This is a genomic window from Myroides gitamensis (assembly GCF_029894455.1).
Lineage (GTDB): Bacteria > Bacteroidota > Bacteroidia > Flavobacteriales > Flavobacteriaceae > Flavobacterium > Flavobacterium odoratum.
On record NZ_JARYHN010000001.1, the window covers coordinates 1825465 to 1838220 of the forward strand.

Annotated in this window: 10 protein-coding genes; 1 reads left to right on the top strand and 9 read right to left on the bottom strand. The window is 35.8% G+C overall.

Going from position 1 to position 12756, the window contains the following annotated elements; translation table 11 throughout:
- Positions 1-98 precede the first annotated feature (98 nt).
- The 8 genes from M2306_RS07995 to M2306_RS08030 all read right to left on the bottom strand — a co-directional run bounded on the left by M2306_RS07995 (position 99) and on the right by M2306_RS08030 (position 9644).
- Positions 99-2741 carry a phage tail-like protein gene (locus tag M2306_RS07995; protein ID WP_259188286.1) on the bottom strand — a complete coding sequence of 881 codons (2643 nt, stop codon included), beginning with the start codon at positions 2739-2741 and terminating at the stop codon, positions 99-101.
- Between the two features lie 13 nt (positions 2742-2754).
- On the bottom strand, positions 2755-4122 hold the full coding sequence (locus M2306_RS08000; protein WP_259188284.1) for a phage tail-like protein: 1368 nt from the start codon (positions 4120-4122) through the stop codon (positions 2755-2757).
- Positions 4123-4434: 312 nt separating this feature from the next.
- Positions 4435-5103 (bottom strand): hypothetical protein, encoded by a 669-nt coding sequence (locus tag M2306_RS08005; RefSeq protein ID WP_498882918.1) that lies wholly within the window; start codon positions 5101-5103, stop codon positions 4435-4437.
- Complete coding sequence (locus tag M2306_RS08010) at positions 4985-5299, bottom strand: phage tail-like protein (protein WP_498882814.1); 315 nt, start codon at positions 5297-5299, stop codon at positions 4985-4987. Before M2306_RS08010 ends, M2306_RS08005 begins: the two co-directional genes overlap by 119 nt.
- A 17-nt stretch (positions 5300-5316) precedes the next feature.
- Positions 5317-6969, bottom strand: a complete 1653-nt coding sequence (locus tag M2306_RS08015; protein WP_259188280.1) for a phage tail-like protein — start codon at positions 6967-6969, stop codon at positions 5317-5319.
- Positions 6970-7552: 583 nt separating this feature from the next.
- Complete coding sequence (locus tag M2306_RS08020) at positions 7553-8191, bottom strand: helix-turn-helix domain-containing protein (RefSeq protein WP_259188279.1); 639 nt, start codon at positions 8189-8191, stop codon at positions 7553-7555.
- A 389-nt stretch (positions 8192-8580) separates the two neighbouring features.
- Positions 8581-9213: a nitroreductase family protein gene (locus tag M2306_RS08025; protein ID WP_259188278.1), complete on the bottom strand. Its 633-nt coding sequence runs from the start codon at positions 9211-9213 to the stop codon at positions 8581-8583.
- Positions 9214-9218: 5 nt separating this feature from the next.
- The gene (locus M2306_RS08030) at positions 9219-9644 is read right to left on the bottom strand and encodes a MarR family winged helix-turn-helix transcriptional regulator (protein ID WP_181816677.1); all 426 of its coding nucleotides are present in this window, start codon (positions 9642-9644) and stop codon (positions 9219-9221) included.
- A gap of 447 nt (positions 9645-10091) precedes the next feature.
- Between M2306_RS08030 and M2306_RS08035 the strand changes: the two genes are divergently transcribed.
- Positions 10092-11024 carry a DsbA family protein gene (locus M2306_RS08035; RefSeq protein ID WP_259188277.1) on the top strand — a complete coding sequence of 311 codons (933 nt, stop codon included), beginning with the start codon at positions 10092-10094 and terminating at the stop codon, positions 11022-11024.
- 59 nt (positions 11025-11083) lie between these two features.
- On the opposite strand, the gene M2306_RS08040 is transcribed toward M2306_RS08035, so the two are convergent.
- Positions 11084-12643 carry an L-type lectin family protein gene (locus M2306_RS08040; protein WP_115089886.1) on the bottom strand — a complete coding sequence of 520 codons (1560 nt, stop codon included), beginning with the start codon at positions 12641-12643 and terminating at the stop codon, positions 11084-11086.
- Positions 12644-12756: the final 113 nt, after the last annotated feature.

Sequence of the window (12756 nt, forward strand, 5' to 3'; positions counted from 1 at the left end):
CCCCTTGCTCCATGCTCCTAATCAGAGCATCTTACTTATGGTTTGAGTACTAGCTGTAATAGTATTACTTTAATGGGTTTCGTATACTTTACCTGTCTTTATTTATTTGCTATGCGCTCCATCAAAGTCGTCCAAATATTGGCAATAAAAGCACCAATATTTGTCACATCAACGTTTCCTGTTTGATCGACATGGAAAGGTTCTCCATTAGCATTTATATGAGTTCCTACTGTTAATGTACCTTCAAACCAATCTTCTGCAATAGGAGCCCAAATCATATTTTTATGCGTTTTATGTGCAAAGATTAAACCTCTCGCATCACCAAACTGAGTTCCCCTATCTGCCAATAGTGCTCTAAAGCTAGAACCCGCTCCATCTATAGAACCAAAGTTCGTTAGGCTACGCGCCATATACCAGTGAATATCGTAGAATTTACCATTGGTATTTCGTTTGTATTCATATCCATTTCTAGCTTTCGTCAACTCCTCGTTTGGATTCGCTACAATCATATTGTAATTTTTATCATTACCATAATTATTAGCAATCAAATCATTCCCGCCATTAAATTGCTTAATTAAATCATAACCATTTGGTTTTAGCCCTCCTGGTATACTAGCCATTTGGAATGGTCTATTTAATCTGAAAGTAGATACATAGTTAATACTACTCTCGCGATTCGCATGATAATAACGCGATTGTAACCACAAAACTCCTTGGTCAGTAGTAACATACTTGTAGAGTGCATCAGCAAGATCACTATCTACACCATATAGTGCTGCTTGTCCAGAAATCAGAATAAAATTATACTTTCCTGCCAAAATATCTGTTACTAACTGTGCTCGTAAGGCTACAAAATTAGAATCAAATATTTTAACCGTAGTTACTGTTACTTCTCCTGTTTCTGTAAATTCTCCTCCAGCTCCAAAACGATGCTTACCACTGCTATTTTTTCCTGTAAAAAATAAAGCATCACTACTTCTTGGCGTTGTAGTATTGCTTTTTTCTCCAAACAAGACTAAAATATTAATATCATTATACCCCACTTTCAATTTTACTTGACTACATGTAGTATTAGACGTATCGTTTGCTACCAAACCAACCGTGTATTCTCCTTTATTAGTTGGAATCTTTGTTCCATCTACCGCATACAATGTCACTTCTTGTTTTCCTGTAGTAGTAAATGCTTGTTTAACTCCTGCTCGAGTAGTACTAAACAAGATTCCATCTATTGCTAGATCAGTATTAATTTCATATTCCCCAACTACAGTCACATCAGCAGTTACCTGTATCGTATACTGCTCTCCAATTGGTTTATTGTAAGGCATGGCACCTCTACTCGTTTTTATGGAGGTACAATCTAGGGTATATTGTACTGGTTTTATAGTTAAAGGCAAACGCAGAACAGTACCATTTTCAATTGTAAATCGAGGGTCACCACCACTTAGTGTTAGATTCACTTCATTTGCTTTTGGCAATGTTCCTGCAACTGCTTTAAATGTGACCTCTTGTAAATCATCTGAATGCGCAGGCATATTGAATACAATATCTTCTGCTTTAAACACAATTCCTCCAGCTCCTTTTAGATACAAAGTACTCTTACCCGAACCGATCACTTTAACTGGTAATTTTATTGTATGCTCTTCTGTTAATTCAGCTTCTTGGTAATATGGTTTCGTGCCAAATGTTGCCTCGTCGAATTGAGCGTCTATTTTTGTTTCTGCAATCACAACTTCTGCAGTAGCCGATCCAATCGTTCCTGTAGGATCAACTGTGTTGACTGCAAAAGTTAATGCATACCTTTCTTGTATATTTTCTAAAGGTGTATTTTGCCCTGCTATTGGTTCTAGTATAATTTGATCAACTGTATTGCTAGTTAACATTTTTGTACCTTCAAACGTCAGTCCAACCACAGCATTAGTCGCTTTTATCGTCGCTAATCCACCATCTATTACCTTAACATTAACCTGAATTTTATTATCTTTTGCGGCTGAAGCTACTGCTCCTACATAGTATTTCCCTTGTGCTTGATGTGCTGTTGAAGTGAAGGTATACTTCAGATCAGCTGGAATAACCAACATCTCCGTATTGGTACAAACGGTAGATTCCTTTCCATTAATGATAAACTTTAACGTATCTCCTCCATCTTCATATCCGTTCACTGGTGTTCCCATTCCTTTCAATATAATTTGATACGTTCCTATCGCTTGGAATTGACCTTCGCCCGAAAAGAAATATCCATTATCAGAAATTACAGAAATGGTGTAGGTTCCCACTTGATTCACTTTCAACCGCAAACTAATAAACTGTTCTTCTGGTTTAAAAGCAATACCTTGTTGGGCTTGCGGTTTTCCATGTACCATAGGAAATCCATTAAATATAATAGTAGAGCAACTCCCTGCTTCAATATCTAACTCAGCAGGTGGTAAAGTTCCACATAAACTCATCCACTTATTTGCGCGGGCACTCCAGTATTCCACACAATCATTATCAATATTATAAACAGCTAAACCGTTGTCTTTACTCATATCTTGCAATAAGGCATCTCGTTGTGCTGTAGTCATACGAGGCAAATAAAAACCTTTGGATGTGCTATCTAAATCTAAAATAGCATTGGTTCTCAATTCCTTATCGATAGTATTATCTGTAATACGCGTTCCTGTCGATTTATTTATTTGCCCATAAAAAGTACTGATACTAAATAGTACAGACCATAGGGTTATATAGTGTAATATTTTTTTCATAACTACTTCTGATCTAATTTTCCTTTTTATCTTTCATCTCTTGTTCAAATTGAGTGAACTGCTTTTGAAGTTTATCTAATGCTTCTTGTTGACTTTCTATAATCTTCTGTTGTTCAATGGTATGCAAATACAATTCTTCTACTTTTTCCAACAATTGAATGGATAATTCAGATACATTAATTAAGTAACCTTCTTCTGTTGATTGTTCCAAGGCTGTAATAGGAGTAATACCTGGTAAATGATGATTGGCTTTAATAAAAGATTCAACAGTAGTTAAATCCTTAAAACGATAGTCTTCTTTAAGATTGGATACTTCATTTGAAAAATAAGTATCAAATACATAATCTGCATAATAACTATTACGCGCGTAGATACTTCCATTAATACGCAATTTTTCATCGGGTTTTAAATGGTGAATGGCTTCTTTTGCTTGCTGAGGTGTTAAGCCAACTCCAACCCATCCATTGGTAAAAATATTATCTGAAAGGGCAGTAGCTTCGGTATTATCTTCTGCTTTATGCCACGGTTCTTTCACTACATTTCGGATATTCACTTGTTGTCTCGCTTGTCTTTCATTCACAAAAATGAGGTTATCATGCTCATCAATAGTCATCGTCGTAACGGTTTCATTTTTTTTAATGAGCTCTACTAAATCAACCAGTACATCTATTCCTTTTTCATTGGTATAAACCAACCCCGTATTCGTCTGATTTACTTTCAAATCCGTAATAGCTGGAATATCATCATTATTTCCTCCTAATAGGTCTTTTACTGCAAAATTAAATACCTTCTCATCTTCATCAGTATACACTAACTCTAACTCTGTCGTTGTTTTATCCAAACGAATCATACCATTGTTCGTTTCTTCTGGTGTTTTTGGTACTCTAGTTACATCTCCATTTGAATAGTGATATAACGCAAATTGTTCCAAAGTAAAGCTAGTCAACGTTTGATTTTTCACGACCAAACCTGGAATATCCAACACCAAGCGACCAGGGGCTTGAGGATCATCTGCCATGGTTTTATCTGGGGTATAAACAAACACCCCCGTTCCTTCTGGTTTTCCATTAACTAGAACTGTTTCTTCCACAAATGATTCTTGAATTTGCCCCGCTACAAGACGATCGTGATCTTCACTTGTTAACACTCTAACCCATTTTCCAAGGGGGTCTGTTCCCGTTACTGTCCAATAGTAATAACCTTTCGCTAAATCATCCGATTCTCTTTTGTTATACACCAAAAGACTTTCTTTCATCTCGCTATCTATAGGAAATTTTTGGCGAATGTCTTGTAAGTTTACATTGGGAATTAAGATTCCTTGATTCTCCGACTCCATGTGAAGTATCGCACTTGGATCAGGAATAGCTACGCCAATCCCCATATTTTACCTGTTTGTGCGTGAGCAACATAACCTATACTCAAACAAAGTAGTAGTGTTTGTATTTTGTGTTTCATTGTTCCTGTTTTATCATCTACTCTTTATCCCTAAAAATCAATATAATAAACTAGACTTTAGGTTATTTTTATGGGGAAATTCTCCTTTGTACTTATCTTTTCTATCCCCTGCATTTTACTTTGAAAAAGTATTACTTTTTCACATTATTCACAAGATATTCTTCGCATTTTATGTTATAAAAAACATTATACTCAGAACATAGTAGGCCTAGAATATTTGGAAGGTAAACCTACCTCATTACAAGTGTATTCTTGTGCTTAATAAATCAACAATAACACCGTATCCTCCAGCAGGCAGCGTAAAGTACATACTGCTTGTACCTAGACTAAATTTCAAAACCCCCGCCGCTGTAACTTCTATATCGGTAATATTAATATCAATCAGCTGTTGATCCGCATTGACTAAATGAATGTCAAAAATGACTCCTTCCTCTAGTAACTGTAGGGATTCACGGCTCAATCTTACTCCTCTCACTTCTGCATTTCCCTCTTCTATTTCGGTCCTACCGTATACACTATACTGATATTTCCCTTGTATTGATTTACCGGTATAGACAATGTGTTCTGTTATATCGTATCCAAAAACCTTTTTAAGTCTAAAGATATTCTCTTCCGTCAAGCTATTTAAATCTTGTAATAAGATGTTTAGCAAGTCAATGGCTTCCTCAACGTCATTTCCCTGTGTATCCTTTTTCTTTATATAAAGTACATCTTGGGTTCCTCCATTTATTTTGCCATAATACACCCCTCCATTAACAGTTTGCGAGGCTACTAAATCTAAAATAGTATCAGTATCTGGAAGTCCAACCCAAGTTGTCCCTGTCCAGTAATAATAACCTTGATGGAGCCCTTTCGCAACATGGGTTTGTGATGTTGTATACAAGCAAACCAACATTGTGCGAATCATAGCTATCTCCTGTAATAGGAGCATACGATTTTGTATCTACCAAAGCCACTTTAGGGAAAAGCACCCCTTTATTGCCGCCTGTACTATGAATATCTAACATAGCGGAAGAAGAAGGCTTATTAATCCCTATTCCTACTTGGGCGTATCCTTGAAGATACCCCCAAAGTAAAAACACAACAAAAAATAACTTTTTCATCCTTTTCTTTTTTTATTCTATTTCGCCGTATACTCAAAAACAACTTCGTATTCATCATTTTCTAATGCTGTATACATTGTGCCTAAACCAAAACTAAAACTCAATTGATTCTGAGTTGTTGTACTTACATCTGTCACTTGATTCGTTATGATTTGCTTCGTTGCTTTTCGAATAATTGTCGCCGAAAGTAACGTTTCTATTTTCTCATTCGTAGGTTCATAGCTAATAGCATCTGTACCGGGTGCATTTACTTTTTTCGCAGGTTGTACCGTAATGGGATGAGTAAATGTAACATCATATCCATCTTCATGGAAAACAGTTATGGTTCTCTTTCCTTTATACACCTTACTTCCATCAATGGAAGTACCTACAGCCACATCTGCATCATCTATCTTAATCGTCACCTCAGTTCTTTCTAGAATCTTATCAATAATCGTGTTATTTGTCACATCTTCAATTACTTTTAAGATATCTTGGGAGATGTCGATTTGTTGTGGAACATCATTTTGAATTACATACAATACATCTTCTGTACTGGAAGCATCCATCTTGCCGTAATACACATTTCCTCCTGTCGAGTTGTACTCATTTACGGTATTGAAAATCTCCTTTTTTAGCGTTTCACTGTTTTGAATGGAATTGATAACATCATTGGTCATATTGATATAAAACGTCTGTCCGTGCTCTGCCTGATAGGAGTAATAAATCCCTCCATCTTTTAAATCAGCTGAATTTAAAGTTGATGTCGATAGTGCTTCTCCTGTATTCCCATCACCACTCACGACATGTTTAAACATTTGCGTTTGTGTTTCTTGTTGAGTTAAATTGACTTCGTGCTCCGTTTCGTTTTCATCTATATACATTAAGTATTGCCCCGCTTCTCCTCGATCGTCTACCCAAACATTATTCGGTGCATTTTTAATGATATCATGGATGATCGTCGTATTGGTCTCGCTCTCAAAAAGGTCTTTAAAATTATTGTTTACTACGCCCAATACATCAATGCGAGTTCCCAAGTCATTGTCCATTTCCAATACTGGATTTCCTTCTGGATGGTCGACTTTCCATGCTTTAATCACATCCTCTGAGAAATAAACATAGCCCGATACCACTTCTTTCCCTTCTGAATTTGTAAGGGTTACTTCTCTCATGAAAGTGTTAGTTTCTATTCCTTGTACAGCTTGTGTAAAATTAATTTCTGTCTTATCATACCCCCCATCTTCATTGGGTTTTAAATAGGTAAACACATTGGTTTCTGGATTAAAGGATACCAAATAGCTAATATCCGTTCCTTGATCCTCTCCACCACCATTGATGATATTGGTAATTTGCGTCTCAAGCCTTTCCTCTACTTTTGCCAATTCATCTGCGATATAGTTATCTCCAGTCAGCATTTCCCATTTTTCTCCATTCCAATAGTAGAAACCTGGAGTCAAAACGGTTCCATTATTATACACAATTACTCCTTCTGGATTTACTCCTCCTTGTAGAACTGTGGTTGTTTTTAAATCTATTCTCGGGATTAATACCCCTTTATTTGTTGCTTGAATATCTAATACTGAAGCTGGGTTTGGAACATGACCTCCAATACTGAATCCCAATTCTTGAGCTTGAGTACTTACAACTCCTAAGCCCATTAAAAAAACCGTTAGTAACGTTTTATTCATCATAATAAACAATTTTTGTTCTTCTATTTTTAATGAAATTTTATGACAGCAAAACTAATCAAGGAAACGAATATCATACAATATTGAGTTAATTATTGAAAATAATTTATTTTATTAACACATAACAAAAACTAAACAATAGTAAAATCACAATACAATATCGTTTCAGAATAAGTCGACTTTTATATAAAAATCGCAGATAGTCCGCTTTCATTTTTAAATAATTCGAGAATAAACGAACGTTGATCGCAAAGAGATCCATCTAACCTCCTATATTGACAAGGAGCGAATTCTTTTTAACGAAGAAGCATTTCATTTTTCTCATCTGTTTTTTTCTGATTTTAGGCTTATTCCCTAAGAAAACAAGGAAAAATCGTTCACTTAGCGCCTATTGCTAAAAGTTTATCTTCTAAAATATAGGCATACGCTGCCCTGCTTGAATCTCATTTACAAAAAAAGAGACAAGTACTTTTATTTATCCGATTTACTTTTTGAAAGTTGCACTTGGTAACAATACACAACGTGCAGATGGATTGATATGCTATTCTTTCTTCTGTTACTTCTTATCTAGAATAGCACAACCGATTTAGTGCTGAATTAAATTCTTTACATTAGGTAAGAATGCCCCGTGAATACAAAAAACCTCTCTTACATCTTCAGGGCGAATCTCCAAGTTTTCAAAGGCGAAGTTATCGCTCACGAGAAATAAATTCCCCTCTGCTGTATATTGTTTGAAGCGATAACATAAAATCCCCCTATTTTCAACCACAAGCACATAAATTTGCCAAGGTAAGATATCTTGAAGCGCTATCTTTTTTACCAATACATAAGAGCTTACTTTAACTGTAGGAAACATATTTTCCACCCCAATTTGAAAAGCCATATCGACCTCTTCTGCGATTGGAAAAACACAAGAAGGGGAAGTTCCATAGCACTTTTCTGGATTCAAGAAGTATTCAATATGATGATCAACAGAAATCATTTTTACTCTTCGATCTTCTAGATTGATATTTAAAATAGAATTAGGATGAGTAAGAAATAAATCATTCAAATCAATTTTATATTTCTTGCATACTTCTATAATTTTATCATAGGCCAATGTCTCACGTTTTTTCCAGGTCGATAACGTATTGGGTTTGATGTCCAATACCTCAGCTAACTGTAAATCATTTTTATATCCCAGTAGCTGTTTTAATCTTGTAATTACTTCGTTTGCTTGTACCATTGTTTTTAGTTTTTAAAACATTCGTTCTATTCTCTAAAATCCAACTATTGTGCCAAAAAATTCTCATATTACCACTTTTTACTAAAAAAGAAACGCACAAAACAATTAAAACACTGAAATTCAACTATTTAAAACCAAACAAACCGTATTTTTATTAACTTTTTATTAACTACATACATATTAAAAACTCAAATAAAACAAGCATTTTTTTTCAATCTACATTAAAAAAAATACTCCCTCCTTCCTTTTTATTATCGCAAAATGTGAATACACTGATAGTTATTTGAATTGGACAATAGTCAAGACAAAAAAAAGTACCTGCCTTTAAGTAAGACAGGTACTAGAGAGTAAAAAGAAAACCCAACTTGATTAAGTTAGGTTTTTATTTTTTAAAATTCCAATATAAATTCTTCTTTGGGAATCCTTACTTTTTTCATGGGCGCAATCCAATCATTAACTGGATCGGCGTATCCTACATACATTAAAGACACGCTTTTTAAACCTAGTTCTTTCAATCCTAATACTCGATCAACTACTTCATTGCTAAACCCTTCTGCTGGCGTAGAATCAACTCTTAATTCAGCCGCTTGAGCTAACGCTAATCCCAACGCAATGTACGTCTGACGAGCTGCGTGAGCAAAGTTCATTTCACTCGGCTGATTCAAATACATCTGTTTTAATTTATCCGTATAGCTCCCAAACCTTCCTCGAGGTAGGTCGCGTTGATCCGTAGTAAAATCATATACCGTATCAATTCGATCTTCGGTGTATTGATCCCAAGCTGCAAAAATTAGCACATGAGAACAGTCGCGCATACACTCGGGATTTAATGCTCCTTCCGCTAATTTTTCTTTCATCGCTTGATCGCGTACTACCAGTAATTTAAAAGGTTGAAGCCCCGAAGAGGTAGGTGCCAACCGGGCTGCTTCTATAATTTTATCTAGTTGTTCTTCACTTACTTTTTTTGTAGAGTCATACGCTTTTACAGCATGTCTCCATTTCAAATTTTCTATCAATGACATGGCTCTTATTTTTGTTTATTTAAAATTTTCATTACACTATTTTTCAGTTCCAAAACCTCTTCTTCCGAAACTTGCATGGATTCCATAAGCTTCTGCGGAATATCCTTTGCCTGCTCTTCTAAAGCAAGTCCTTTTTCCGTTAACGATATTTTTACTACACGCTCATCTTGCGGGCTTCGCTTTCTTTCTACCATTCCTTTTTGCTCCATGCGCTTCAAGAGAGGCGTGAGTGTTCCACTATCCAAAAACACTTTATCTCCAAGCTGTCCAACTGTTTGTTCGCGTTCTTTCCACAAAACCATTAATACCAAATATTGCGGATAAGTAATTCCCAAATCATCCAAAAAAGGACGATAGTGATGGACAATCTCTTTTGCTAAAGCATAAATAGGAAAACAAACCTGGTTTTCAAGTGATAAGGAATCAATCATTAGAATCTGACTTAAAATATAAAGCAAAGGTACACTATTATATTGTGCACAATATAATTTTAAACAATATTTAAGAGTAAGACACACCTATCCCTCCTTTGGTTGAGCATTTCTAGTGTATTTTCACTACTGTGAAATCATCCCAAAAAAGAAACACTTACTTACCAGAAGGTAAGTGGTTTCCAAATAGAAACCAATACGATTCAACCACTTAAGTTATCTTATCTTTGTGTAATAACCATCAAATACAGCATAGAAAAAGGAGTTCTTCTCGATGTTCATTCCTGTTTTGGTGTCAATCGAAAAGTAAATCAATACGGGGCGACATATAGCAATTAACAAATAGCCGCTCACTATAGGAAAATAGCACAACAAGTAATTTCACCCCTTTTCGCCTTCTCTATTATGACCTATAGTGACAAGAATAAATAATCAAATACTACTATTATGAATGACAATAAAACAAACAACCCGCTCTTGTGTGATATCGAAACGGGGCTATGCGAAACCCCTAACACACAAATAGAACAACAAGTCATAAAAAATACCCCTATACAAGGAGAAAAGATCAAAGTAGTGTATTTTACTGATCCTATTTGCTCTTCCTGTTGGGGGATTGAACCTCAACTGCGCAAACTGAAATTAGAATACGGTTCAGCTATTGAGATCGACTACCGCATGGGAGGGCTGCTACCCGATTGGAACTACAACAGTGGCGGAATCAGCCAGCCCGCCGATGTTGCACACCATTGGGATGAGGTCAGTGTACACTACGATATGCCAATTGATGGAGATGTGTGGCTAGAAGATCCGCTGAGTTCTTCCTATCCTTCGTCTATTGCCTTTAAAGCAGCACAAATTCAAGACAAAAACAAGAGCGAAAACAAAGCAATTGCCTTTTTGCGCGTCGTTCGGGAAATGGTCTTCTTAGAGAAGAAGAATATCGCCAAATGGGAGCACCTAGAAGCCGCGGCAAAGCAAGTAGGTTTAGATCCTATCCAACTAAAAGCGGACTATGAAGGAAAAGCAAGAATCCTATTTGAAGAAGATTTGCAACTAGCGCGAAGCTACGGAGTACGTGGATTTCCAACCCTGTTTTTTGAACGTGCTGAAACAAGAGAATTCGTATATGGTACAAAACCGTATCCTTTTTATGAAACGGCAATCTTAACTCTGAATCCACAAGTACAAAAATTACATTATGCCAAAACTTGGGACTATTTGTTTAGCGTATATCCAACATTGACGGCCAAAGAATTTGCTGAATTGTCCGGAATGCCAAGAGCAGAAAGTGAACAACACCTAACTCAACTCACAGCAGGAGGCATCTTACTACAGACGACAACCAAGAACGGCTCGATGTGGGCATTAAAAAAATAAAAACGACTTACGTTATAAAAAAAAGCTCCAAAATTTGGAGCTTTTTTTATATCGTATTACTATTCTTCCTCTTCTTCTTCCATTTTTACTTTAATGGGCAAATTAGGATTGACAGTAGTTGAACACGATTTCATTATTGCAGTAACTTTAGTTGGTCTACTTCGGTATACATCTTCTGCAAATGGACCACCACTTCCATCTTCTATAGCTTTTGCAGAATAGTATACACTATACTCTCCTTCTGGTAAATCATTTCGTTCTGGAGTGAAATAAAAAGTTACATCGGGTCTAAAAGTAACATCAGGACGGTAATTTATTTCCCACAAACCAACTCCTGGATCTTCATACTCAATAACCATGCGAATACCTTCCATTCGCCTTGAGGTTGTTACATCAAAACCATTTTCATCTTCAAAACGCAACGTACTTAAATCCGCATTATATTGTCCTTCTCTAGAATCAGGATCCTCAATAGTTCCCTGATAAAAAGTGAAATTTGAAAAAAAATTTTCTATTACAACATAATTTTCAAAATTAGTTGCAGTACTTGTACAAATTTCAATTTCACGATCTACCGTAATTGGAGCATACGGCAAGTCAACTATAACTTCCTTGATTAATTGGGTTTGTGTTGCCCCTCCAGTACTCGCAGCGAAACCAACCTTAAAGACATCTGGGACTTTCGTTTGAAACGTATAAACATTTCCATTTTGATCCCTTGTTTTAAAAGAATTTGGGTAATAAAAATCAGTAAAAGGGTTTGCATATCCATTATAGCTATCTTGTCTAACTATAACACTAACTAGCATACCATCTTCTCCATTATTGACCGGAATTAAGGTAGCTGTTACGGTATTGTAATAAGGAGCCCATCCATCGTATTTAATTGATCTTAAATCATGCATTCCCCCAGGATTACTATACGTACTTGTCTCATAATCACCGGTATCATAATCTAATATTGCTCTTGCCACACCAGGGGAGCCTTCATTTCCATAAGCTACTTGTTCTGTACCTAAAACCGGATATCCTTTATAGCGATCATTTTTAAATTGTCCACCACGCAATGTAATATGATCGTTATACTTATATGTCAATCCATCAATTCCTTCCCTTTTCTCTCCAGAAGATACAGCGCGTTCTTTAAAACCTCCAAAAACATCTAGTCCAATCCCTAAATAAGCCCCATTCAATCCTGCTGTATTATTTCCATTGTTGTATGCATAACCTAAACCCGCTCCTGCAGCTCCAATTTCAAAGTCTTTATCCCCATCGAATAAAAACATACTCATTCCATCTCCATACGTTCCAAAATATTCTTTTCCGTCATACATTGAATATTTAAATTTCACAATGATTCCATGATTAGATGGGAATTCAATATCCTTTAAATAAAACCCACTAAAAGCGAATTCCTCTCGATCTTCGGTCAAGACAAGTCCATATTCTGTATAACGGCTACTTCCTGTAGGAGCATTTTCACCTATATGTTCTTCAATTTCATCAGGTGCATAATCCTCTGTCAAAACTAAATGATAAGGAAAAGGCCTGTCTTTCGTTTGCCCCAATAGTAAATTGGTACATAAAGCAATAAATAGTAGTAGTATTTTGTTTTTCATTTTCTTTCTTTTATTTGCAATAAAAAAGGGTATTCTTGCTGTATCAAATTCTTTTTTACAGAAAGCATCACGTCAATTCACATTGAGAAGTAACTTGTCTCTGGTAAGACAAG